This is a genomic window from Nocardioides oleivorans, assembly GCF_004137255.1.
GTDB lineage: Bacteria > Actinomycetota > Actinomycetes > Propionibacteriales > Nocardioidaceae > Nocardioides > Nocardioides oleivorans.
In genome coordinates this window covers 328,212-352,513 of sequence record NZ_SDWT01000001.1, presented here as the reverse complement: position 1 = coordinate 352,513, position 24,302 = coordinate 328,212, and the positions used below count along the sequence as shown (strand labels likewise).

The following is a 24,302-nucleotide window of genomic DNA, read 5'->3' as shown; positions in this document are numbered from 1 at the left end:
CGGGCGTCCGGGACTGCCGAACGCGGTGATCCATCCCACAGTCGACAGGGTGTCGCCCGCGTGACGACCGTCCTATTGTGCGGTCATGACCGACCCAGAAGCCGGCCCTGCCGACGGCCCTGCCGACGGCCCCGTCGACGGGGGGCTCGCGGAGCCCGAGGAGCTGCAGCCCGAGGAGGGCTCGCTCCGCCTGGTGGGCGACGGCGACACCTACGACGTGGGTGCCTGGGAGACGGCGACCGCGGCCGTCCTGCGCAAGGCGCGCCGCCTCGCCGACGACGCCCCGGACTCCGACGTCTGGGCGGCCCTGACCCGCACCACGCTCGACGGCATCGAGGTGGCCCCGATCGGCCAGCCGTCCGACCTCGACGGCCTGACCACCTCGGGCCGGCCCGCGCGTGCCGGTGCGTGGGACGTGCGCACCTCGCTCGTCGGCGACGACGCCGCGCAGATGAACGAGGCCGCGCTGGTCGATCTTGACAACGGCGCCACCTCGCTCCACCTCGACCCGTCCGACCTCGCCGACACCTCGGCCGTCGCCACCGCGCTGCGCGGCGTCCTGCTCGACCTCGCGCCGGTCAGCCTGGACCGACCGACCGCCGAGCAGTCCGAGGCGCTGGCCCGCCTGCTCGACGACACCGCGGGCGACCCGCACCCTCGCAACAACCTGTCCGCCGACCCGGCGACCGCGCTGGCGTTCGGCGAGCGCATCGGTGACGACGGCTCGACGGTGGCGGACACGTTCGTCGCGACCGTACGCCGGGCGCAGGCCCTCGGCGTGCTCGGAGCCGTCGTCGACGGCACGGCGCTGCACGACCGCGGCGCGAGCGACGCCCAGGAGCTCGGCTGGACCATGGCCGTCGGCGTCCACTACCTCCGCCTGCTGGCCGAGGCCGGCTTCTCCGTCGACGAGGCCGCCGCGCTCCTCGAGTTCCGCTACGCCGTCACCGACGAGCAGTTCCCGGCGATCGCCAAGCTCCGCGCGGCCCGCCGGCTGTGGGCGCGAGTGCTCGAGGTGTCGGGTGCGCAGGAGGTCCCCCAGCGCCAGCACGTCGTCACGAGCCGCGCGATCATGGGCAAGGTCGACCCCTGGGTCAACATGCTCCGCGGCACCATCGCCGCCTTCGCGGCCGGCGTCGGTGGCGCCGACGCGGTGACGGTGATCCCGTTCGACGAGCGGCTCGGCCTGCCCGACGCCCTCGGCCGCCGCATCGCCCGCAACACCTCCTCGCTCCTCATCGAGGAGTCGCACGTCGCCGCGGTGACGGACCCCGCCGGGGGGTCGTACGCCGTCGAGAAGCTCACCGACGACCTCGCCGTCGCCGGCTGGGCGGAGCTGGGCCGGATCGAGGCCGACGGTGGCTTCGGCGAGCGGGCCGCGGCGGGTGTCAAGGAGCGGGTCGCTGCCGTCCGCGCCCAGCGCGACGCCGAGGTCGCCGACCGCTCGCGCCCCCTGACCGGCATCTCGGAGTTCCCGAACCTCGGCGAGGCGATCCCGGAGCGCGCCCCCTGGGGCCGCGCCGGTGTGCACTACGGCTCCGCCTTCGAGGACCTGCGCTCCGAGCCCGCTGCGAGCCCGGTCTTCCTCGCCACGATGGGGCCCATCGCGGCCCACACCGCGCGCGCCACCTTCGCGACCAACCTGTTCGCAGCCGGCGGCGTCGCCGTCGAGGCCGCCGGTGCCACCGGCTCGGTCGACGACGTCGTGCGTGCCCACGCCGGGCAGCCCGTGGTGTGCCTGGCCGGCACCGACGCGGCGTACGCCGAGTGGGGCGCCGATCTCGTCGCCGCGCTGCGTGCGGCAGGCGCGACGTACGTCGTGCTGGCGGGCAAGCCGGGGGAGCGGACCGCCCTCATGCAAGGCAATGGGCCTGGCGACGTGGACGACTCGTGCGCCGTGGGAGTCGATGCGCTCGGCTTCCTGGCCCGGATCCGAGAGGAGCTCGCCCGATGACGATCCCGAAGAACTTCGCCGAGGTCGGACTGGGTGCCGACACGCCTCGTTCCCTTCGAGACGGCGCCTCGGCTGCCCGACCAGCGGACGAGTCCGAGCCGTGGAGCAGCCCCGAGGGGATCGACATCCTGCCGGTCTACGGACCCGAGCACCTCGCGGGCCTCGACGGGCTCGACACGTGGCCGGGCATCGCGCCGTTCCTGCGCGGGCCCTACCCGACGATGTACACCACCCAGCCCTGGACGGTCCGGCAGTACGCCGGCTTCTCCACCGCCGAGGCGTCCAACGCGTTCTACCGCCGCAACCTCGCCGCCGGGCAGAAGGGCCTGTCGGTCGCCTTCGACCTCGCGACCCACCGCGGCTACGACTCCGACCACCCCCGCGTGCGCGGCGACGTCGGCATGGCCGGCGTGGCGATCGACTCGATCTACGACACCCGCACCCTCTTCGACGGGATCCCGCTCGACGAGATGTCGGTGTCGATGACGATGAACGGCGCCGTGCTGCCGGTGCTCGCGCTCTACATCGCGGCGGCCGAGGAGCAGGGGGTGAAGCCGGAGCAGCTCGCGGGGACCATCCAGAACGACATCCTCAAGGAGTTCATGGTCCGCAACACCTACATCTACCCGCCGTCGCCGAGCATGCGGATCATCAGCGACATCTTCGCCTTCACCTCGCAGAAGATGCCCCGCTTCAACTCGATCTCGATCTCCGGCTACCACATCCAGGAGGCTGGAGCGACGGCCGACCTCGAGCTGGCCTACACGCTGGCCGACGGCGTGGAGTACATCCGCGCGGGCCTGGAGACCGGCATGACGATCGACCAGTTCGCGCCGCGGCTGTCGTTCTTCTGGGCCATCGGGATGAACTTCTTCATGGAGGTCGCGAAGATGCGCGCGGCCCGGGCGCTGTGGGCCCGTCTCGTCGACGACTTCGACCCGCAGAACCCCAAGTCGCGCTCGCTGCGCACGCACAGCCAGACCTCGGGCTGGTCGCTGACCGCGCAGGACGTCTTCAACAACGTCGGCCGCACCTGCATCGAGGCGATGGCCTCCACGCAGGGCCACACGCAGTCGCTGCACACGAACGCGCTCGACGAGGCGATCGCGCTGCCGACCGACTTCTCGGCCCGGATCGCCCGCAACACCCAGCTGCTGCTGCAGCAGGAGTCCGGCACGACGCAGGTCATCGACCCGTGGGCCGGCTCCTACTACGTCGAGAAGCTCACCCACGACCTCGCCGAGCGCGCGTGGGCGCACATCCAGGAGGCCGAGCGCGCCGGCGGCATGGCCGCCGCGATCGAGCAGGGCATCCCGAAGATGCGCATCGAGGAGGCGGCCGCCCGCACCCAGGCGCGCATCGACTCGGGTGCGCAGAAGGTCATCGGGGTGAACACCTTCCGGCTCGCGGCCGAGGACAAGCTCGACGTGCTCAAGGTCGACAACGACGACGTCTACCAGCAGCAGGTCGCCAAGCTCGAGCGGCTGCGCGCCGAGCGCAACGACGACGACGTACGCCGTGCGCTGGAGGCGCTGACCGCCAGCGCCGAGCGCGGTGCGGTCGGCGGCGGCTCCCTCGAGGGCAACCTCCTCGCGCTGGCCGTCGACGCGGCCCGCGCCAAGGCGACCGTCGGCGAGATCTCCGACGCGCTGGAGAAGGTCTACGGTCGCCACCAGGCCGTGATCCGTACGATCAGCGGCGTGTACCGCGACGAGGCAGCCAAGTCCGGCGGGGACGGTCCCGAGGGCTCCGCGGTCGCCGCCGTGCTCGCCGCGACCGAGGAGTTCGAGGCCGAGGAGGGGCGCCGCCCGCGCATCCTCGTCGCCAAGATGGGCCAGGACGGCCACGACCGCGGCCAGAAGGTCGTCGTCACCGCCTTCGCCGACCTCGGCTTCGACGTCGACGTGGGGCCGCTGTTCTCCACGCCCGAGGAGGTCGCCCAGCAGGCGATCGACGCGGACGTCCACATCGTCGGGGTCTCCTCGCTGGCGGCCGGGCACCTCACGCTGCTGCCGGCGCTCAAGCAGGCGCTGGCCGACCAGGGCCGTCCCGACATCATGGTCGTCATCGGCGGCGTGATCCCGCCCGACGACGTGGCCACCCTCAAGGAGATGGGCGCCGCCGCGGTCTTCCTGCCCGGCACCGTGATCGCGGAGTCCGCGCTCGACCTGCTGGCGCGGCTGCGCAGCTGATGGCTCGGCCCTCCCGAGAGGTGGACGTCGCGGCGCTGGTCGAGGGCGTCCGCTCCGGCTGGCGCGCCGACGTCTCGCGCGCCATCACGCTCGTCGAGTCGTCGCGCGCCGAGCACCGGGTGGCCGCGCGCGAGCTGCTGACGTCGCTCGCCACCGACGAGCTGCCCCCGGCGACGCGCGTCGGCATCTCCGGAGTCCCCGGGGTGGGGAAGTCCACCTTCATCGAGGCCCTCGGCACCCGCCTGACCGCGGCGGGCCACCGTGTCGGCGTCCTGGCCGTGGACCCGTCGTCGGTGCGCACCGGCGGCTCCGTCCTCGGCGACAAGACCAGGATGGCGGCGCTGTCGGTCGACCCGAACGCGTTCATCCGGCCCTCGCCCTCGGCCGGCACCCTGGGAGGTGTCGCACGCGCCACGACGCAGGCGATGCTGGTGCTCGAGGCTGCCGCGTACGACGTCGTGCTCGTCGAGACGGTCGGCGTCGGCCAGTCGGAGGTGACGGTCGCCGGGATGGTCGACACGTTCCTCTTCCTGACGATCGCGCGCACCGGCGACCAGCTGCAGGGCATCAAGAAGGGCATCCTCGAGATCGCCGACGTGGTCGCGGTCAACAAGGCCGACGCCCAGGGGGGCGACCACGAGGGCGAGGCGCGTGTCGCGGCCCGCGAGCTCGCCGGTGCGCTGAGGCTCGTGCGCGGCCACGCTGAATGGGCGCCGCCGGTGGTCACCTGCTCCGGCCTCACCGGGTCCGGGGTCGACGACGTCTGGGACCGCGTCGGCTCCCACCGCGAGCACCTCGGCGCCGACGGCCTCGCGCACAAGCGGGCCGCCCAGCAGCTCGACTTCACCTGGGCGCTCGTGCGCGACGAGCTCGACCAGCGACTGCGGTCGTCGGCCGGCGTCGCAGCGGTGCGCGACGACGTACGCCGTGCCGTCCTGGCGGGCGATCTCCCGGCGCCGCTGGCCGCGGACCGGCTCCTGGCGGCCTACGACGGCGACACGTCCGTTTGAGATCCGGTGCCGTGGGCAGGATGTGCGACACGACGGGGCGAACGCAGCCCGCCACTGATCTGATGGAGGACCGATGACTGGGCCACGTGGGGACGAGGTCGGTGCGAACCTCGCCGAGCTCTACAAGAAGGGCCGCGACGTGATGCCGCCGATCGCGAGCGACGTCGACCTCGCGCGCGACAAGGCGTGGATGATCACCGTGAGCGACGAGCTGCGGCGCGACAGCCGGCTGGGGCTGGGGGCGACCGGTCCGTCCGACGCCTTCCACACGATGGAGGCGGCGCTCAACCGCCGGATGTCGGCCGTGGTCGAGCAGCTCGAGGCGATCGGCATCAACATCATGAAGACGGCGCAGGACATGGCGACCGTCGACCAGGAGACGCGCGACGCCTTCGTGCGGGACGGAGGTCAGCTCGCATGAGCATCAGCTCCCGAGTCTCCGAGATCACCGCGGCGATGAACGACTACTGCACCGTGTGCGCCCGCAACGCGGTCCCGCGGGTGGAGGCGGCGTTCGAGCCCTGGCTCACCGTCGCCAGCCCCGGCGCCTTCGACCACGGCATGTCCGAGGCCCTCGCCGCGATGCAGAAGCTGTCGTCGGGCGAGGTCTCGAGCGACCCGATCGGCAACACGCCGGTCCAGCCCAACATCACCCTGCTCGACATCGCCTCCGTCGGTGGCGAGCTGACCGAGTGGCGGGGCAACGCGGCCGAGTCCTTCCGCGACAACATCGAGGTGCCCTTCCCGGGCGTCATGAAGAACTACTACAACGCCGTCTCGGTGCTGCGCGGTGCGCTCGACGCCGAGAAGGCCATCTGGACCGCCGTCGAGAACGACCTCGAGGACATCTCCAGCAAGGCCCTGTCCGCTGCCCAGGCACTCGGCGACACCAACGGCTCGCAGGCGGCGTTCGCGCTGACCGTGGTCGGCGCGGTCGTCGCGGTCGCGCTCGCGCCCGTCACCGCGGGTGCCAGCGTCGGTGCTGCCGTCGCGATCTCCGCGGTCGCCGGCGGCTTCGCGGTCGCGGGCTCCGCGGCCTCCGTGGACTGGTCGGGCGACTCGCCCGACGACATCGCGGGTGGGATCGAGACCGGCCTGAACCGGCTCAACGAGGAGCTGGTCACGCAGGAGACCAAGGTGCAGGAAGCCCTCGAGGGCATCACCGGCTGGCTCGACGGCGGAGGCCGTGGCTACGAGTTCCCGACCGTCGACCTCGGCACCGGCCCCGGCGGCCTGACCGGCCTCAAGTGAGGATGTGACCATGCCTGTCCTGAACGAAGAGCTCCAGCGCCACCCCGTCGACGTGTCGACGCCCAACGGCCAGCTGTTCGCACACCTGCGGTGGCCCGACCAGATCGAGATCACGATCGACCCCGGCTTCGCCGAGCGGCGTGGCGACCAGGAGACGGGCGAGCAGCTGAGCCGTCTCGCCCGGCTGCTGTTCGCGGCGCGTGCCGCGACCTACGAGGGCGTCAAGAAGCAGGTCCTCGAGCCCAACGTGCCCCACATCGAGCGACCGCGGGACATCGCCTACCGCGAGGCCTACGAGAAGCTCGCCGTCGAGGCGTCGAGCAACGACGGCAGCGTGAGCGTGACCTGCGTCGGCCTGCAGTTCTGGACCGTGACGGTCGCCCCGGGGTCCGCCGACAGGATCGGGACCTCCGGCATCGCCCAGGCCGCGACCGAGGCCGCCAACAAGGTCGTCGCCGAGCTGCGCCAGGCCGTGCGCGACCTGCGCCACGAGACCTACAAGAACCACGACTGATGGCGCGGGTCCGGCGTGGGGCACCCGTCGCCCTCGCCTGCATGGTCCTCCTGACGACTGCAGCCTGCGGTGACGACAGCAGCGGGGGCGCAGCCGGCGGGGCGGAGGCCCTCCCGGCCGTCGGCGACGCCGCGATCTCGGGCACCGACACCTACGTCCAGCTGCCCCACGGCCGGGTCGAGCTCACCGTGTCCGACCCCGAGGCGCTCGACCCCGACCTCGTCGAGCCGGGCTCGGACGACGGGCTCGCCGACGACCAGCAGGTCATCGGCGTCGACTGGGAGTTCGTCCCTTCCGAAGGCGTGCCGGACGACGTCACCGGGTTCGTGATCGCCGACGACGTCCCCGCGACCGTCTCCGTCGTCGTCGGCGACGAGGAGTACGCCCTCGGCGACGCCTACTCCGTCGCCGGCGGCTCCTCGACCGGCACGACGGCGGCCTTCGTGCCCGTCGGCTCCGGCGACGACCTCGACGACGTCAGGGTCGACGTCGACTTCGACGGCGTACGCCTCGGGGTCGGCGTGGGCTCCGGCGAGCGCACGCCCGCGGGGGCGGGTGAGCTGTACGCCGACGAGGCCGGCCCGACCGACCTCGCGTGCGAGCCGTCCCTCGAGCCGGCGTCGGTGTCCGGTCGGCTCACCTGCACGGTCGCGGCGCGGTCGCTGGCCTGGGTCTCCGACCTCGGCTGGGCGGACGACGGCAGCACCTGGTGGGTGGTCGACGCCTACACCGGTGCGCGCGACCTGCGCGACGGCTCCGGCGGTCGCTACGGCGTCACGGCGATGGAGGACGCGAGCACGGTCGCCGACTCGCCGGCCGACGCGACCCTGCTCACCGACTTCCTCACCGCCGAGTCCGCCCTGCGCACCCAGCAGGTCTTCGCCGGTGACGAGGCGAGCCCGCCTGCGATCTCCCTCGTCCGCACCCTCACGTGGAGCGAGCAGGACGCCGGCTCGTTGACCGACGGAGATCCGCTGCGCCTCGTCGCGGATGTCGGGACATCCTGAGGCCGGACGGCGTCGCGCACTACTCTGGGGAGGTCATGCCTGATCTCCCCGCCACGTCCGTCATCGCCGAGGTCGTCGACAAGCACGCCGACGACCTCGTCGCGCTCCGCCGCGACCTGCACGCCCACCCCGAGCTGAGCTGGACCGAGTCCCGCACCTCCGACGTGGTCGAGGCGGCGCTCGACGGCACCGGCTGGCGGATCACCCGCCCCGAGGGTGGGGGAGTGCTGGCCGACATCGGCACCGACGGCCCCCTCGTCGCGCTGCGCGCCGACCTCGACGCGCTCCCGGTCGACGACCTGACCGCCGACCCGTGGAAGAGCACCGTCACCGGGGTGGCGCACGCGTGCGGCCACGACGTGCACACCGCCGGACTGGTCGGTGCGGGCCTCGCGCTCGCCGAGGTCGCCGCCCGCGGGCTGCTGCCCGGCCGGGTGCGGCTCCTGTTCCAGCCGGCCGAGGAGGTCATGCCCGGTGGGGCCCTGCACCTCATCTCCACCGGCGCGCTCGACGACGTCTCCCACGTCTTCGGCCTCCACTGCGACCCGAGCCTCGACGTCGGCCGCATCGGCCTGCGCGAGGGACCACTCACCGGCGCGGCCGACGCCCTCACGATCAAGCTCTCCGGCAAGGGCGGCCACACCTCGCGTCCGCACCTGACCGAGGACCTCACCTTCGCGCTCGGCAAGGTGATCACCGAGCTGCCCGCCATCCTGAGCCGCCGCCTCGACCCCCGCGCCGGTGTCTCCGTCGTGTGGGGCGTGGTGAAGGCCGGTTCGGCCCACAACGTGATCCCGCACAGCGGTGTCGTCGCCGGCACGGTGCGGATGCTCGACGCCGTCGCCTGGGGCGAAGCCGAGCACCTGATCCGCCAGCTGATCGCCACGATCGTCGCGCCCTACAGCATCACCGCCGAGGTGAACTACCAGCGCGGCGTGCCGCCGGTCGTCAACCACCCGGTCTCCACCGGGCTCCTCGGCGTCGCCCTCGACCGGGTCCTCGGCCCCCACGGCCACGTCTCGACGGCGCAGAGCCTCGGCGGCGAGGACTTCGGCTGGTACCTCGACTCCATCCCCGGTGCCATGGCCCGCCTCGGCACCCGCACGCCCGGCGGGCCGACGTACGACCTCCACCAGGGCAACCTCCGCGTCGACGAGGCCGCCACGCCCATCGCCTCCCGCGTGCTCGCCGAGGCCGCGGTCACCGCGCTCAGCGCCTGACCGGCGACGGTGACCCGGCTGCGGGGACCTAGCGCGTCGAGGCCCGCAGGTGCAGCTCACGCAGCTCGTCGGCGAGCTCGATCGCCGGGCCGGCCACGGGGAGCTCGGGTGCCACGACGTTGATCGGCAGGGGAGCGACGGGGCCGGGCGGCATGCCCCAGAGCTGGCGCCAGGCGGTGAGCTGCTCGGTGGACGCGGCGAAGACGATCCGGCCGAGCCCGACCCACGCGTGCGCGGCCGAGCACATCGCGCAGTGCTCGCCGGAGGTGTAGACGGTGCACCCCGGGCGCAGGCCCGGGGGCACGTGCTCGGCGGCCCACCGCGCGAGCTCGAGCTCGGGGTGGCGGGTCTGGTCGCCGCTCGAGGTGCGGTTGCGGTCCTCGTGCAGGACGTCGCCGTCTGGCCCCACGAGCACCGAGCCGAACGGCTCGTCGCCCGCCTCCAGCGCCTCGTGGGCCAGCTCGACGCACCGGAGGAGGTGGGTGAGGTCGTCGGGTGTCACGTCGGTGAGATCGGTCATCCCCCGACAGTAGGCCTGTCCTACTGCTGCTTGTAGGGCACGCCGTCCGCGGCAGGTGGCCGCGAGCGCCCGACCAGGCCGGCCACCGCGAAGATCGTGATGACGTAGGGCAGCATCAGCATGAACTGGCTCGGGACCGGGGATCCCAGGACCGAGAGCACGCCCTGCAGGTTGGACGCGAAGCCGAAGAGCAGCGCGGCCAGCGTGGCGCGGATCGGGTCCCACTTGCCGAAGATGACCGCAGCCAGCGCGATGTAGCCCGCGCCTCCGGTCATCTCGCGGTTGAAGCCCGCGACCGACACGAGGCTGAAGTAGGCGCCACCGAGGCCGGCGATCGCGCCCGCGAGCAGGATCGTGCGGTAGCGGGTGCGGTTGACCTTGATGCCGACCGTGTCGGCCGCCTTCGGGTGCTCGCCGACCGCGCGGACCCGCAGGCCCCACCGCGTGCGGTAGAGCGCCCAGGCGACGAGCGCGACGATGATGTAGAGCACGTAGACGACCGCGGTCTGGCGGAAGAAGATCGGGCCGATCAGCGGGATGTCGCCCAGCACCGGGATCGGGACCCGCGGGAAGCGGTCGGGGGAGTTGAGCGCCTCGGCGTTGGGCGTGAGCACCTGGCGGAACATGAAGTTGGTCAGTCCGACGACGAGCACGTTGAGCACCACGCCGACGATCACCTGGTCGACGAAGTAGGTGATCGCGAAGAGGCCAAGCACGAGCGCGACCAGTGCGCCGGCCAGTCCCGCGGCCACGAGCCCGGCCCACGGCGAGCCGGTCAGCGAGGCGGTGATCGCCGCGGCGAAGGCACCGAGGAGGAGCTGGCCGTCGATGGCGATGTTGACCACGCCGGCACGCTCGCCGAGCACTCCGCCCAGGGCGCCGAAGACCAGCGGGATCGCCAGCGCGATCGCCCCGCCGAGGAGGCTCACGATGAGGATCCGGTTGTCGGCAGCAGCCCAGCTGAGGAAGCCGACCATCCATGCGAGGGCGAAGCCGATCGGGATCCACATCGGCTGCCTCGAGCGCGCCAGCATGCGGCGTACGGCCTCGGCGGTGAGCGCCAGGCAGACCACGACCATCGTCCAGGCGGTCCCGGCGGAGGGTACGACGATGTCGGGCAGGCTCACGAAGTCGGAGTCGGTCGCCAGGCGGAACGTGGTGTCACCCGAGTGGCCCGCACGGATCAGCACGATCGCCAGGCCGAGGGCCAGCACGCCGAGGATGATCGGCAGCTTGCGCGCGCCCGCCCCCTTGGTCGGGGTGACGACGGTGTCGGGCGCGAGCCCGCCGCTCTCGGGGGTGGGCTGTTCGATCGCGGTGCTCACTTGGCCTCCTGGGCGGGGAGCCGGAAGATCGCGCGCACCAGTGGCGGTGCGGCGAGGAAGAGGACGATCAGCGACTGGACCACCAGCACCAGGTCGACGGAGATGTTCTCCGAGGCCTGCATGGTGAAGCCGCCGGCCTTGAACGCGCCGAACAGGAGACCGGCCGCGAGGATGCCGAACGGTCGGGAGCGGCCGAGCAGCGCCACGGTGATGGCGTCGAAGCCGATGCCGGCGTCGATGTCGGTGGAGACGCCGCTGGTCACCGTGCCGAGCACCTGGTTGACGCCGGCGAGGCCGAGCAGCGACCCGGCGATCATCATGACCACGGTGTAGGTCCAGCCGACGTTGATGCCGGAGGCACGTGCGGCGTGCGGGTTCTCCCCGACGGCGCGGATGCGGTAGCCCAGCGTCGAGCGGGTGAGCAGCCACCACACGATCCCCACGGCGATGATCGCGAGCACGAAGCCGAGGTGGAGGTTGAAGCGCTCGCCCAGGATCTTCGGCAGGATCGCGGAGTCCTGCATCGGCGGCGACTTCGGGTTGACCGAGCCGGGGGTGGCGAGCAGCCATTCCTTGGTCAGCGCCCAGAAGACGAGGTAGTAGCCGACGTAGTTGAGCATGATCGTCACGATCACCTCGTGGGCGCCGGTGCGTGCCTTGAGCAGTCCTGCGATGCCGCCCCACAGCGCGCCGAACGCCATGCCGACGATGATCGCCAGCGGCAGGTGGATGATCATCGGCAGTCCGTCGAACCGGAAGCCGACCCAGGCTGCCGCGCCGCCACCGATGATCATCTGGCCGCGGCCACCGATGTTGAACAGCGAGGCGCGGAAGGCGATGCCGACGCCGAGGCCGCCGAGGATGAGCGGGCCGGCGAACTTCAGGGTCTCGGTCAGCGGCCGCCACTGCGCAGCCGGATCGGTGACCAGGCTGTTGTAGACCGCACCCCGGAACATGGCGGTGTAGGCGCCGGACACGGCGTCCCACACGGCGTTGAGGAAGTCGGACGGGCGAGCCGTGACGTAGCCGGCCGTCTCGCGCACGGTCGCGTCGGTCGCGGCGATCATCACCGAGCCGACGAGGATGGCCAGGACGACCGCGAGCACACCGGCGAGGGCGTTGCCCGAGGCGATCTCACGCAGCATCGACCGGGAGCGGTCGGTGGTCTCGCCGCTGGTGTCCTCGACGACGACCTCGTCCTCGAGGAGCTCGGGCTCCGGGGGCGGCTCGACGGCGGGCTTCTGCTCGTCGCTCACGCGACCACGTCCTTCAGGTCGTCGGGGCGCTCGCCGGTCATCATGAGGCCGAGCGTCTGGCGAGGTGTGTCGGCCGGCACGATGCCGACGATGCGGCCGCGGTAGAGGACCATGATCCGGTCGGCGAGCGCCACGACCTCGTCGAGCTCGGTGGAGACCACGAGCACCGGGATGCCACGGTCGCGGGTCGCGACGACCTGCTTGTGGATGAACTCGATCGAGCCGACGTCGACACCGCGGGTCGGCTGCGCCGCGACGAGCAGGCGCAGGTCGCGCGAGAGCTCGCGGGCCACGACGACCTTCTGCTGGTTGCCGCCCGAGAGATTGCCGGCCAGGGAGTCGATGTCCCTCGCGCGGACGTCGTACTCCTTCAGCTTCTGGTCGGCGAAGGCGCGGAGGGCGCCGATGCGCAGCGCGCCGTTCTTCACGAATGGTGACCTGAAGCTGCGGTTGAGCATGAGGTTCTCGGCGATGGTGAAGTTCGGCACCAGTCCGTCGACCTGGCGGTCCTCGGGGATGAAGCCGACGCCCGCGTCGAGGATCTTGCGCGTGGTGCGCCCGACCAGCTCGACGCCGTCGAGCGTGATCGAGCCCGACGTGTCGTCCTGGAGGCCGAGGATGGCCTCGGTGAGCTCGGTCTGCCCGTTGCCCTGCACGCCGGCCACGGCGAGGACCTCGCCGGCGCGGATCGTGAAGCTGATGCCGTCGACCTGCGTGTGGCCGGCCGGGTCGACGACGCGGAGGTCGGTGACCACGAGCGCGTCGTCGCCGAGCGTCGGTGCGTCCTTGTGGACCACGAGCTCGACCGGGCGCCCGACCATCATCGAGGCGAGCTCGGCGTTGCTGGCCTTGGGGTCGGCCTCGCCGACCACCTTGCCGTGGCGGATCACGGTGATCCGGTCGGCGACCTCGCGGACCTCGCGGAGCTTGTGGGTGATGAAGACGATGGCCTTCCCGGCCTCGCGGAGCTGGCGCATGATGTCCATCAGCTCGTCGGTCTCCTGGGGCGTGAGCACCGCGGTGGGCTCGTCGAAGACGAGCAGCTCGGCGTCACGCGAGAGGGCCTTGATGATCTCGACCCGCTGCTGCACGCCGACCGGGAGGTCCTCGACGATCGCGTCGGGCTTCACGTGGAAGCCGAAGCGGTCGGAGATCTCGGTGACGCGGGCGCGGGCGGCCTCGACGTCGAGCGAGCCGGCGAACCCGGTGGACTCGTTGCCGAGCATCACGTTCTCCGCGACGGAGAAGACGGGGACGAGCATGAAGTGCTGGTGGACCATGCCGATGCCGGCGGCCATCGCGTCGCCCGGGCCGGTGAACTGCTGGACGACCCCGTCGAGCTCGATCTCGCCCTCGTCGGCCTTGTAGAGGCCGTAGAGGACGTTCATCAGGGTCGACTTGCCGGCGCCGTTCTCGCCGAGCAGGCAGTGGATCTCTCCGGGCTCGACGGTGAGGGAGATCGAGTCGTTGGCCACCACGCTGCCGAAGCGTTTGGTGATGCCTCGCAGGACGAGTCTCATGGCATCGCATCCTAGGGGTCGGATCGGTCACGGCTGAGGCGCAGGTGTGCCAAAGATCGCGCCGTGGGTCTGGCAAAGAAGAGGGAGGCCGACGGTGCCGTCGGCCTCCCTCCCCAGTGAGCTGGGTGGTGCTGGGTGGTGCTGGTGATCAGCCCAGGTAGGAGTTCACCTTGATCGAGCCGTCGATGATGCCGTCCTTGATCGTGTCGAGCTCGCCCTGCAGGTCGGGGTTGACCTTGTCCTCGAAGTTGTGGAACGGCGCGATGCCCACGCCGTCGTTCTCGAGGGTGCCGATGTAGGGGTCGAAGGTGAACGAGTCGTCGCCCGCAGCCATGATCGCCTCGTAGGTCGAGATCTTCATGTTCTTCAGGACCGAGGTGAAGATGACGTCCTGCGTGGTCGGGTCGGTCTCGAACACGTCTGCGTCGGCGCCGAGCATGACGACGTCCTTGCCGGAGTCCTCGATGGCGGTGACGGCGCCCTGGTAGATCGGGCCACCGACGGGCAGGATCACGTCAGCGTCCTGGTCGATGAGCTGCTTGGCGGCGTTGGTCGCGGCCTCGTTGGCCTCGAAGCCACCGGTGAAGGAGCCGTCCTTGCCGTCCCAGCCGACGACCTTGATGTCCTTGCCCTTCTCCTCGGCGTAGTACTCCGCACCCTGCTTGAAGCCGTCCATGAAGATCGTGACGGTCGGGAACGGCATGCCGCCGTAGGTGCCCACGACGCCGGACTTGCTGTAGTCGGCGGCGGCGTAGCCGGCCAGGAACGCGGCCTGGGCCGTGTTGTAGAGGAGGGGCTTGATGTTGGGCTCGTCGGCCTTGCCGTCGAAGGTCGCGCCGTCGTCGCCGCCGTCGGCGGAGTCGTCGATCAGGACGAACTCGATGTCGGGGTTGGCCGCAGCGGCCTCCTTGGTCGCCGCGGCGAGCGCGAAGCCGACCGTGACGATGACGGTGCAGCCCTGGCCGACCAGGCTCTCGATGTTCGGGGCGTACTCGTTCTCGCTGTTGGACTCGACCGGCACCATCTCGACGCCGAGCTCCTCGGCGGCCTGCTCGACGCCCTCGTAGCTGAGCTGGTTGAACGACTTGTCGTCGAAGCCACCCGCGTCGGACACGATGCACGGCTTGACGTCGCTGGCGGGGGCGGAGCTCTCGGAGCCGCTGCCGCCGGTGGTGGTGTCTTCCTCGGGAGCGTCTCCACACGCAGCCAGGGTCGCGGCCGCAAGCAGCGCCACGAGGCCGCTCGAGACGACCTTCCTCGTCTTCAACACAAATGCCTCCAAGTTCGTGCACCCCGGGGTGGGGTCAGCGTTCGGCGTCATGATGCCTGCCCCCACGCTCCCCGTCACGTGGATGGCGCGTTCCGAAATGCGTTTGAGACCTAAAACGTGCAGGAGATCTTTCGGCGAAACATGCCCGTGACCTGCCGATCACGAGATGGTCCATAGTTGCGGCGTGGAACAGACGGACTGGGACGAGCTGAAACGCGCCGCGGTCGAGGTGATGGGGCGGGCCTACGCCCCCTACTCGCACTACCCGGTCGGCGCCGCCGCGCTGGCCGACGACGGCCGCCTGGTCGTGGGCTGCAACGTCGAGAACGCGGCGTACGGCGTCGTGCTGTGCGCCGAGTGCGGACTGGTCTCCCAGCTGCACGCGAGCGGCGGCGGCCGGCTGACCCACTTCGTGTGCGTCAACGGGGCCGAAGAGGTGATCATGCCGTGCGGCCGGTGCCGCCAGCTCCTGTTCGAGCACGGCGGCCGCGACCTGCTGGTCTGGACCGTCTCGGGCGTGAAGCCGATGTCCGAGGTGCTGCCCGACGCCTTCGGCCCCGACGACCTGACCCACATCACCCAGTCCACCCCCGACGCTGGAGGGAACCAGTAGTGCCCGCTCACGACGCCGTCGAGGTGATCCTCGCCAAGCGCGACAAGCACGAGCTCAGCGACAGCCAGATCGACTGGGTGATCGACGCCTACACCCGCGGCGAGGTGGCCGACGAGCAGATGTCGGCCCTGGCGATGGCGATCCTGCTCAACGGGATGAACCGCACCGAGATCGCCCGCTGGACCGCCGCGATGATCGCGTCGGGGGAGCGGATGGACTTCTCCACGCTCTCGCGGCCCACGGCCGACAAGCACTCGACCGGCGGCGTCGGCGACAAGATCACCCTGCCGCTGGCGCCCCTCGTGGCAGCGTGCGGCGTCGCCGTGCCGCAGCTCTCCGGACGCGGCCTCGGCCACACCGGCGGCACCCTCGACAAGCTCGAGTCCATCCCGGGATGGCGCGCGGCGCTGAGCAACGAGGAGATGTTCGCGATCCTCGAGGACGTCGGCGCGGTGATCTGCGCGGCCGGCGACGGGCTCGCCCCGGCCGACAAGAAGCTCTACGCGCTGCGCGACGTCACCGGCACCGTCGAGGCGATCCCGCTCATCGCGAGCTCGATCATGAGCAAGAAGATCGCCGAGGGCACGGGCGCGCTGGTGCTCGACGTCAAGGTCGGCAGCGGCGCCTTCATGAAGGACCTGACCACCGCCCGCGAGCTCGCGGAGACCATGGTCGCGCTCGGCACCGACGCCGGCGTCCACACGGTCGCGCTGCTCACCGACATGGCCACCCCGCTCGGCCTCACCGCCGGCAACGCCGTCGAGGTCCAGGAGTCGGTCGACGTGCTGGCCGGTGGCGGCCCCGCCGACGTGGTCGAGCTGACCCTCGCCCTGGCCCGCGAGATGCTCGCCGGCGCCGGGCGCGACGACGTCGACCCGGCCGACAGGCTCGCCGACGGCTCTGCGATGGACGCCTGGAAGGCGATGGTCCGCGCCCAGGGCGGTGACCCGGACGCCGCGCTGCCGCAGGCGAAGGAGTCGCACGTCGTGGCCGCGCCCGCCACCGGGACGCTCACCCGGCTCGACGCGATGGCCGTCGGCCTGGCCGCGTGGCGCCTCGGTGCGGGCCGGGCCCGCAAGGAGGACCCGGTCCAGGCCGGAGCCGGGGTCGTGTGGCACGCCCGGCCCGGCGACGAGGTCACCGAGGGCGAGCCGCTCTTCACGCTCCTCACCGACGAGCCCGAGCGCTTCGACCGCGCACTCGCCTCGCTCGAGGGCGGGTACGACATCGGCGACGGCTCCGGCTTCACGCGCGGCGAGATCGTGCTCGACCGGATCGGCTGAGCACGGCGCCGGGCCGGTCCGCCTGCTCCGGGCCCCGGTTCAGCGCACGAACGCGCGCGTCACCGTGGCGCGGAGCGCCTGACGGCGACGCTCGTGCACGGTCTCGGGGTCGGCCGCGTCCGCCGTGAGGGTGAGCGAGGCCTGCGCCCAGGTGGCGCAGAGCGCGATGAGCATCGACCACATGTCCTCGACCTCGACGTCGGCGACGAGCCGCCCGGCCGCCTGCGCCTCGAACAGCTTCGCGAGCGCCGGTCCGTCGTGGTGCGGTGCGCTGAACAGGTCGCCGGTGGGCCGGCTCTCGAGCCGCGACCACGTCAGCAGCCGGACGAGGGACGCGTCGGCCAGGTAGGCGTCGTACATCCGGGCGGCGTAGCCGGGCAGGTCCTCGACGGTGAGGGGCACCCGGCCGACGGTGCCGACGACCAGCTCGGCGACGGCGGCCGCGAAGAGGGCGTCCTTGTTGCCGACGTAGTGGTAGAGCTGCGCCTTGTTGATCCGCGCCTGCGACGCGATGCGGTCCACCCGCGCGCCGGCCAGTCCGTGGGCCACGAACTCCGCGGTCGCGGCGGCGATGATCCGCCGTCGGGTGTCGTCGGCCTTGCCCATGGGGCTAGCGTAGGCGACAGGAAACCAACCAGTTGGTTAGAAGAAGGAGCTCGCATGTCCCGTGCCACCGGCTACCGCGCGACCAGCACCCCGGGCGAGGTGGAGCTGTTCGAGCTCACCCGCCGCGATCCCAGGCCCGACGACGTCGTCGTCCGGATCAGCCACTGCGGGGTCTGCCACACCGACCTCCACGCGCTCGGCGGGTCGCCGGCCGACCGGGGTGACACGCCCCTGGTGCCCGGCCACGAGCTCGTCGGGGAGGTCGTCGGGATCGGGGCCGACGTCACGCGCTTCTCCGTCGGCGACCCCGTCGCCGTCGGCAACATCGTGGACTCCTGCGGCGTGTGCGGCATGTGCGTCGCCGGGCAGGAGAACATGTGCGAGGAGTTCCCGACGCTGACCTACGGCGGCACCGACCGGGTCGACGGGACGCCGACGCTGGGCGGTTGGTCGTCGTCGTACGTCGTGCGCGAGGACTTCGCCTACCACCGCCCCGCCGGGCTCGACCCCGCCGCCGTCGCGCCGCTGATGTGCGCCGGCGTCACCGTGTGGGAGCCGCTGCGGGTCTGGGGCGCGGGTCCGGGCGTGCGCGTCGGGGTCGTCGGACTCGGCGGCCTCGGCCACCTGGCCGTGAAGCTCGCGGTCGCGCTGGGTGCCGAGGTCACGGTCTTCACCCGGACGGCCGACAAGACCGACGACGCACGCGCGCTGGGTGCGCACCACGTGGTGGTGTCGACCGACGAGGCCGCGATGGCCGGGATCGGACTGGGCCTGGACCTGGTCGTCGACTGCGTCCCGGCGACGCACGACCTCGGTCCCTACCTGCGCACCCTCGCCCTCGACGGGACGCTCGTGGTCGTGGGCGACCTCGGTCGGTCGGGCTTCGAGGGCATGGACCTGGTCCGCGCCCGGCGCCGCATCGCGGTCTCGGGGAGTGCGGGCCGGACCTCGACGCAGGAGATGCTCGACTTCTGCGGCGAGCACGGCATCGTCGCCGACGTCGAGGTGCTGCCGTCCGCCCAGGTGGGTGTCGCCCTCGAGAGGCTGGCGCGCGGTGACGTGCGCTACCGCTTCAGCCTGGACCTCGGAGACCTCTCACCAACTCTGACGATGACCGGCCAGTAGTCGCCAGCGGGAGCCCGTGCGCTCGTAACGTCGTTTCGTCAAGAAACTGTCTAGAGCTTGGGGGAGCCATGGACATCCCGGACGAGCGCGCCCCAGGCGGCTCACCACTCCCGACGCCCGTGCTGGTCGTGCTGCTGCTCGTGCTCGGCCTGACCGTCGGCGGGGGCGGCGCCTACCTGGTCCTGGCGCGGGGGACCTCCGCGGCCGCCGACACCGAGACGTGCGGGGCCTATCGCTCGGTCGACGTCACCGTCGCGCCGGAGCTCTACTCCGTGGTCGTCGAGGCCCTGGACTCGGTCGCGCCGGCCTGCACCCGCGTGGTGCCCACCTCGCGGAGCGGGATGGAGGTGGCGCAAGGAGTCTCGATGGGCGGTGCGCTGCCCGACGTGTGGATCCCGGAGTCGCGGTTCCTCACCACCCGGGCCTACCTCGGTCCGGCCGCGCGACCGCGGACGATCACGCAGACCCTGGCCCACACGCCCGTGCTCCTGGTCGGCGGCTCCGCTGCCCAGCGGTTCGCCTCCTGGGGCGAGGCGGAGGCGTCGGGACGGGTGTCGGTGCCCGACCCCGAGTCGTCCGCCGCCGGCGCCCTCGCCCTCGTCGCACCGCAGGTGGAGGCCGGGTCGGTGGGACGCACCCGCGCGGCCGCCCGCGAGCTGGTCGTGCCGTTCGCCCAGAAGGTGGGCGCCCGGAGGGCACGCGGCGCCGACACCAACGTCAGCCCGTCCGTGTTCGCCCGCCGCTCGCCCCGGCTCGTGGTCACCACCGAGCACGAGCTCGACGGCGTACGCGCGCAGAGGCCGGACCTGCGTGACCTGACCCCCGGGTCCGGGACGCCCGTCCTCGACTTCCCGCTGGTGCTGGGTCGCGATGCGGCGGAGGGCTCGCGCGCGGTCGCCACCGCCCTCGTCGAGCACCTCGGCGGTCCGGAGGGCCGGGCGATGCTCGCCGACGAGGGCCTGCGCACCGGCGCCGACCCGGGCGCGGGGATGCTGCGCACGCCGTCGGCGGCCACCATCTCCTCGGCCGTCCAGTCGTGGCGCACGCTCGCGGTGCCGTCGGCGATCCTCGCGGTCGTCGACGCGTCCGGCTCGATGGACGCCGAGGCGAGCGGTGGCACCCGGATGGACCTGCTCGCCGACGCGGCCGGCATCGGGCTGTCGTTCCTCCCCGACCACGCGCGGGTCGGGCTCTGGATCTTCTCCATCGACAAGGGCGGGCCGGGCCAGGACTGGCGCCAGCTCGAGCCGATGCGCCGCCTCGACGACCTGCGCCGCGGCCGGACCCAGCGCTTCGCCCTCCGCCAGCGTGCCGAGCAGCTGCCCGCCCTCATCGGGGGCGGGACGGGGCTGTACGACACCGCGCTGGCGGCCTACCGGGCGGCGGTGCGCAGCTACCGGCCGGAGTACTCCAACGCCGTGGTCCTGATGACCGATGGTCGCAACCAGGACCCCGGGTCGGTCGAGCTGGCCGAGCTGCTCGACCGGCTGCGCGACCTGCGCGACCCCGACCGCCCGGTGCGGGTGGTCGGCATAGCGATCAGCGGCGACGCCGACCTCGACGCCCTGCAGCAGATCGCCCACGTCACCGGTGGTGAGGCCTACCTCGCCGCGCAGCCCGAGGACGTGCTGGGGGTGTTCGCCCAGGCCGTGCTCTCCCGCTGACCGGTGTCGCTCAGGAGAGGAGGAGCACCACGTGCGCGGCGACGCACGCGGGCTTGTCGTGGCCCTCGATCTCGACCGTGTGCTCGATGACGAGCTGCTTGCCGGCGGGCAGGTCCCGGACCTCGCCGAAGCGCACGTGGGAGCGCACCCTGCTGCCGACGGGGACGGGGGAGGGGAAGCGCACCTTGTCGAGGCCGTAGTTGAGCCGGGCGCCCGGCGTCTCGAAGCTGAAGACCTGCGAGGCGAAGCGCGGGAGCAGGCTCAGCGTGAGGAAGCCGTGCGCGATCGTGGAGCCGAACGGACCGGCTGCGGCCGCCTCGACGTCCACGTGGATCCACTGGTGGTCGAGGGTCGCGTCGGCGAAGGCGTCGATCCGGGCCTGGTCGATCTGGAGCCAGTCGCTGGTGCCGATCTCGGTGCCGGCGGCCGCGGCGACGTCGTCGAGCGAGGTGAAGGTGCGCATGCGGACGAAGATAGCCAAGGCTGCTTGGATGGGACGGTGAGCACCCCGACGCGCGACCAGGTCCACGCCGCACCGAAGGTGCTGCTGCACGACCACCTCGACGGCGGCCTGCGCCCGCAGACGATCGTCGAGCTGGCGGCCGAGATCGGCCACGAGCTCCCCGCGCCGGACGCCGAGTCGCTGGGCCGGTGGTTCACCGAGTCGGCCGACTCCGGCTCGCTCGTGCGCTACCTCGAGACGTTCGACCACACGGTGGCGGTCATGCAGAACGGTCCGGCCATCGCGCGCGTCGCGCGCGAGTGCGTCGAGGACCTCGCCGCCGACGGTGTCGTCTACGCCGAGGTCCGCTACGCCCCCGAGCAGCACGTCGAGGGCGGGATGACGCTCGACGAGGTCGTCGCCGCGGTGCAGGAGGGCTTCGACGCGGGCATGGCAGCCAGCGGCGGCAGGATCGTCGTACGCCAGCTGCTGACCGCGATGCGGCACCAGGCCCGCTCGATGGAGATCGCCGAGCTCGCCGTCGCGTGGCGCGACCGGGGCGTGGCCGGCTTCGACATCGCCGGCGCGGAGGCCGGCTTCCCGCCCACCCGCCACCTCGACGCCTTCGAGTACCTCCAGCGCGAGAACGCCCACTTCACGATCCACGCCGGTGAGGCCTTCGGCCTGCCCTCCATCTGGGAGGCGATCCAGTGGTGCAGCGCCGACCGGCTCGGCCACGGCGTCCGCATCATCGACGACATCACCGTCCATGACGACGGCTCCGTCGAGCTCGGCCGGCTGGCGGCCTACGTCCGCGACCAGCGGATCCCGCTCGAGATGTGCCCGAGCTCCAACATCCAGACCGGCGCCGCGGAGTCCTTCGCCGAGCACCCGATCGGTCTGCTGACGAAGCTCCGGTTCCGGGTGACGGTCAACACCGACAACCGGCTGATGAGCGGGACCTCGATGACGCAGGAGATGTTCGGGCTGGTCGAGGCCTTCGACCACACCCTCGAGGACCTGCGCTGGTTCACCATCAACGCGATGAAGTCGGCGTTCCTGCCCTTCGACGAGCGCCTCGCCATCATCGACGAGGTCGTCAAGCCGGGCTACGAGGCGCTGATCGGCCAGCAGTGACCGTCAGGCGGTGAGCTCGGCGTAGGCCTGGTCGCCGGTCGCCCTCCGGCAGCCCTGCCGGGTCGCGGTTGCCACCACGCGCTGCTGGTCACGCATCAGGGCGAACCCCCGGCGGACGAGCACCAGCGGTGGCTTGCGGTGCTCGCGCAGGTCACGGGTCAGGCGCCGCCAGAACGTCACGAGCGGGTGCTGGGTGATGCAGTACGCCGCCGCGAGCAGGCCCTCGTCGCGGCAGGCCGCCACCACCTCGGGGGCGAAGATCCCCTCGGCGACGAAGCGTGGGCTGCCCGCCAGGTCGACCGTGCGCGACCCGCACCGGCCGTTCCGGGCGATCTCGTAGACCGGGACGTCGCTGCGGCCGGTGGCGCACAGCTCGCGGAGCGCGGCCATCGCGTCCTCGCGGTGCCAGGAGTCGGGATGGTCCCAGTCGACGATCCCGGAGTTCGCCCCGTGGGTGATGCGGGGGAGTGACGGATCGTCGCCGTCCTTGTAGAAGTCGTCCAGGCGCAAGATCGGGAGGCCCAACCGCTCCGCGAGGCGAGATTTTCCGGCCCCGCTGGGTCCGGACAGGATGATCACCTGTGCCCGGGTCACTGTTCCGCCTCGAATCCTTCAGTTCTCGCAAATTTCCGGTCAAGCGGAACTACTCTCGCCCCCGACGTCGAATGTGACGCCCTTAACAGGAGGAACCCCATGAGTCTCGACGACTCGACCACCCCCGCAAGCGTAGACAACCCCGAGCCCACCTCGCGCGGCGGCCTCTCGGGCAAGGCCCCGCTGCTCGTCGGACTGGCCCTCCTGCTCGTCGGCGGTGGGATCGCCGTGTTCGCCCTCGGTGGGAACGACGCCGAGGCCGGCGCGTCCGACTGCGTGTCGGAGCAGGTGACCCTGACGACCGCCCCCGTCATGGAGGACCTGGTCAAGGCCGCCGTCGAGGACGTCAACGCCGACGAGCCGTGCATCGACGTCGTGGTCACCGCCGGGACCGTCAAGGACGTCGTCGCGCTCCTGGCCGACCCGAACGCGAAGCTCCCCGAGATCTGGATCCCCGACAGCCCGACCTGGAAGGGCCAGCTGACCCAGGCCGGCTGGACCGGCACGGAGGTCGCCCCCGTCCTCGCCCAGACTCCCGTCGGGCTGATCGGCGGCCCGGCCGCCAGCGCGCCCGCGTCGTGGGCCGTCGCCCTCGACGGCGGCAACCTGGCCATGGCCGACCCGAACGGCGAGGGCGCCTCCGCCCTCGCACTCCTCGCGCCCTTCGCCGAGATGAAGAAGACCGGCGAGACGCCCGAGTCGATCAGCGAGAAGACGGTCCCGGTCGCGCAGACCTACGGCGAGCGTGCCGTGGAGGGTGCCACCGGCGAGACCGACCTCTCCACCATCACCGCGTCGAGCACCCAGCTGGTGCCCGCGACCGAGCAGGCCTACCTCGCCGCCCGCCGCAGCAACGACCAGCTCTCGCTCGTGGCCCCGCAGACCGGCGTACCGATGCTGCAGTACCCGCTCATCGACGTGAACCGCGGCAGCAAGGACATCCTCGCCCAGGGTGGGGACCTGTCCGCCCGCGTCGCCCGCGCGATCGGGCGCTGGTTCACCTCCGGCGCCGGCATCGACGCCATCGCGGCCGCCGAGCTGCGCGGCCCCGACGGCGCCCCGCTGCCCAACGAGATCGGCCTCGGCGACGCCGCCGTGCTCAGCACGGTCAACCAGAAGACCACCGACGACACGCTGCGCCAGTGGCGCGTGCTGGCCGTCCCGTCGAGCATCCTCGCGGTCGTCGACCTGTCCGGCTCGATGAAGACCGTCATCGGTGACGTCTCCCGCATCCAGCTCGCGGTCAACGCCTCCAAGCTCGCGCTCGACGCCTTCCCCGAGCAGGCCCGCATCGGCATCTGGGGCTTCTCCAAGAACCGTGGCGACAACGGCGCCTCGTGGGAGGAGTACGCCACCCTCGACCGCCTCGACGCCCCCGCGGCCGACGGCCAGACCCACGGCGACGTGGTGCGCGCCGAGGCCGACGCGCTCGTCGGCCGGGTCAAGGGCGGCACCGGCGTCATGGACACCACGCTGGCGGCCTACAAGTACGCCCAGGAGCACTGGGACCCGGCGTGGTTCAACTCCGTGGTGATCTTCACCGACGGTGCCAGCGACGACTCCAGCTCGCTCTCGCTCGACTCGCTGGTCAACCAGCTCAAGTCGATCCGCGACCCTGCGAAGCCGGTCAAGGTGATCATCGTCGGCATCTCGCAGGACGCCGACACCGGCGAGCTCGACCAGATCGCCGCCGCGACGGGTGGCCAGAACTACCTGGTGGACAACCCCAACGAGATCCTCGGCGTGCTGTCCCAGGCCCTGCTCAACCGCTGACCGGGACGTCGTACGGCACCAGGCGA

22 protein-coding genes are annotated in these 24,302 nt (G+C 71.9%); 14 read left to right on the top strand and 8 right to left on the bottom strand.

What is annotated here, in order from left to right:
• Positions 1 to 85 precede the first annotated feature (85 nt).
• The 8 genes from EUA93_RS01670 (at position 86) to EUA93_RS01635 (ending at position 9,148) form a co-directional block, all read left to right on the top strand.
• Positions 86 to 1,954, top strand: a complete 1,869-nt coding sequence (locus EUA93_RS01670; protein WP_129398181.1) for a methylmalonyl-CoA mutase family protein — start codon at positions 86 to 88, stop codon at positions 1,952 to 1,954.
• On the top strand, positions 1,951 to 4,146 hold the full coding sequence (scpA, locus tag EUA93_RS01665; RefSeq protein WP_129398179.1) for a methylmalonyl-CoA mutase: 2,196 nt from the start codon (positions 1,951 to 1,953) through the stop codon (positions 4,144 to 4,146). Before EUA93_RS01670 ends, scpA begins: the two co-directional genes overlap by 4 nt.
• Positions 4,146 to 5,156 (top strand): methylmalonyl Co-A mutase-associated GTPase MeaB, encoded by a 1,011-nt coding sequence (meaB, locus tag EUA93_RS01660; protein WP_129398177.1) that lies wholly within the window; start codon positions 4,146 to 4,148, stop codon positions 5,154 to 5,156. Before scpA ends, meaB begins: the two co-directional genes overlap by 1 nt.
• Positions 5,157 to 5,229: 73 nt before the next feature.
• On the top strand, positions 5,230 to 5,577 hold the full coding sequence (locus tag EUA93_RS01655) for a hypothetical protein (RefSeq protein WP_129398175.1): 348 nt from the start codon (positions 5,230 to 5,232) through the stop codon (positions 5,575 to 5,577).
• Positions 5,574 to 6,407, top strand: coding sequence for a hypothetical protein (locus EUA93_RS01650; RefSeq protein WP_129398173.1), 834 nt, complete (start codon positions 5,574 to 5,576; stop codon positions 6,405 to 6,407). The genes EUA93_RS01655 and EUA93_RS01650 overlap by 4 nt, the downstream gene beginning before the upstream one ends.
• Positions 6,408 to 6,417: 10 nt before the next feature.
• Positions 6,418 to 6,921, top strand: a complete 504-nt coding sequence (locus tag EUA93_RS01645; protein WP_129398172.1) for a hypothetical protein — start codon at positions 6,418 to 6,420, stop codon at positions 6,919 to 6,921.
• Between the two features lie 41 nt (positions 6,922 to 6,962).
• Positions 6,963 to 7,928: a hypothetical protein gene (locus tag EUA93_RS01640; protein ID WP_129398170.1), complete on the top strand. Its 966-nt coding sequence runs from the start codon at positions 6,963 to 6,965 to the stop codon at positions 7,926 to 7,928.
• Between the two features lie 35 nt (positions 7,929 to 7,963).
• Positions 7,964 to 9,148, top strand: coding sequence for an amidohydrolase (locus tag EUA93_RS01635; RefSeq protein WP_129398168.1), 1,185 nt, complete (start codon positions 7,964 to 7,966; stop codon positions 9,146 to 9,148).
• 28 nt (positions 9,149 to 9,176) lie between these two features.
• Here the strand turns inward: EUA93_RS01635 and EUA93_RS01630 are convergent, their stop codons facing one another.
• From EUA93_RS01630 to EUA93_RS01615, 5 genes are all read right to left on the bottom strand, one after another.
• Complete coding sequence (locus EUA93_RS01630) at positions 9,177 to 9,668, bottom strand: nucleoside deaminase (RefSeq protein ID WP_129398166.1); 492 nt, start codon at positions 9,666 to 9,668, stop codon at positions 9,177 to 9,179.
• A 20-nt stretch (positions 9,669 to 9,688) separates the two neighbouring features.
• Positions 9,689 to 10,993 (bottom strand): ABC transporter permease, encoded by a 1,305-nt coding sequence (locus EUA93_RS21740; RefSeq protein WP_242497199.1) that lies wholly within the window; start codon positions 10,991 to 10,993, stop codon positions 9,689 to 9,691.
• Positions 10,990 to 12,249 carry an ABC transporter permease gene (locus EUA93_RS21735; RefSeq protein WP_242497198.1) on the bottom strand — a complete coding sequence of 420 codons (1,260 nt, stop codon included), beginning with the start codon at positions 12,247 to 12,249 and terminating at the stop codon, positions 10,990 to 10,992. The genes EUA93_RS21740 and EUA93_RS21735 overlap by 4 nt, the downstream gene beginning before the upstream one ends.
• Positions 12,246 to 13,769, bottom strand: a complete 1,524-nt coding sequence (locus EUA93_RS01620) for an ABC transporter ATP-binding protein (RefSeq protein ID WP_129398162.1) — start codon at positions 13,767 to 13,769, stop codon at positions 12,246 to 12,248. Before EUA93_RS01620 ends, EUA93_RS21735 begins: the two co-directional genes overlap by 4 nt.
• Positions 13,770 to 13,917: 148 nt before the next feature.
• Positions 13,918 to 15,039, bottom strand: a complete 1,122-nt coding sequence (locus tag EUA93_RS01615) for a BMP family lipoprotein (protein WP_242497197.1) — start codon at positions 15,037 to 15,039, stop codon at positions 13,918 to 13,920.
• 184 nt (positions 15,040 to 15,223) lie between these two features.
• On the opposite strand from EUA93_RS01615, the gene EUA93_RS01610 reads away from it, so the two are divergent.
• Positions 15,224 to 15,652: a cytidine deaminase gene (locus EUA93_RS01610; protein WP_129398158.1), complete on the top strand. Its 429-nt coding sequence runs from the start codon at positions 15,224 to 15,226 to the stop codon at positions 15,650 to 15,652.
• Positions 15,652 to 16,935, top strand: a complete 1,284-nt coding sequence (locus tag EUA93_RS01605) for a thymidine phosphorylase (RefSeq protein WP_129398156.1) — start codon at positions 15,652 to 15,654, stop codon at positions 16,933 to 16,935. The genes EUA93_RS01610 and EUA93_RS01605 overlap by 1 nt, the downstream gene beginning before the upstream one ends.
• 39 nt (positions 16,936 to 16,974) lie before the next feature.
• Here the strand turns inward: EUA93_RS01605 and EUA93_RS01600 are convergent, their stop codons facing one another.
• Positions 16,975 to 17,541 carry a TetR/AcrR family transcriptional regulator gene (locus tag EUA93_RS01600; protein WP_129398154.1) on the bottom strand — a complete coding sequence of 189 codons (567 nt, stop codon included), beginning with the start codon at positions 17,539 to 17,541 and terminating at the stop codon, positions 16,975 to 16,977.
• Between the two features lie 54 nt (positions 17,542 to 17,595).
• Here EUA93_RS01600 and EUA93_RS01595 point away from each other — a divergent pair, with 54 nt between their 5' ends.
• Positions 17,596 to 18,666, top strand: a complete 1,071-nt coding sequence (locus EUA93_RS01595; RefSeq protein WP_129398152.1) for an NAD(P)-dependent alcohol dehydrogenase — start codon at positions 17,596 to 17,598, stop codon at positions 18,664 to 18,666.
• A gap of 68 nt (positions 18,667 to 18,734) precedes the next feature.
• Positions 18,735 to 20,330 carry a VWA domain-containing protein gene (locus EUA93_RS01590; RefSeq protein ID WP_129398150.1) on the top strand — a complete coding sequence of 532 codons (1,596 nt, stop codon included), beginning with the start codon at positions 18,735 to 18,737 and terminating at the stop codon, positions 20,328 to 20,330.
• A gap of 10 nt (positions 20,331 to 20,340) precedes the next feature.
• Here EUA93_RS01590 and EUA93_RS01585 read toward each other — a convergent pair whose 3' ends face one another.
• Positions 20,341 to 20,793, bottom strand: coding sequence for a MaoC family dehydratase (locus EUA93_RS01585; protein WP_129398148.1), 453 nt, complete (start codon positions 20,791 to 20,793; stop codon positions 20,341 to 20,343).
• Between the two features lie 36 nt (positions 20,794 to 20,829).
• Here EUA93_RS01585 and EUA93_RS01580 point away from each other — a divergent pair, with 36 nt between their 5' ends.
• Complete coding sequence (locus EUA93_RS01580) at positions 20,830 to 21,909, top strand: adenosine deaminase (RefSeq protein ID WP_242497196.1); 1,080 nt, start codon at positions 20,830 to 20,832, stop codon at positions 21,907 to 21,909.
• A gap of 3 nt (positions 21,910 to 21,912) precedes the next feature.
• Here EUA93_RS01580 and EUA93_RS01575 read toward each other — a convergent pair whose 3' ends face one another.
• Positions 21,913 to 22,503 (bottom strand): ATP-binding protein, encoded by a 591-nt coding sequence (locus tag EUA93_RS01575; RefSeq protein ID WP_129398145.1) that lies wholly within the window; start codon positions 22,501 to 22,503, stop codon positions 21,913 to 21,915.
• A gap of 99 nt (positions 22,504 to 22,602) precedes the next feature.
• Between EUA93_RS01575 and EUA93_RS01570 the strand changes: the two genes are divergently transcribed.
• A complete protein-coding gene (locus tag EUA93_RS01570; RefSeq protein WP_129398144.1) occupies positions 22,603 to 24,276 on the top strand; it encodes a substrate-binding domain-containing protein in 1,674 nt (557 codons plus the stop codon).
• Positions 24,277 to 24,302: the final 26 nt, after the last annotated feature.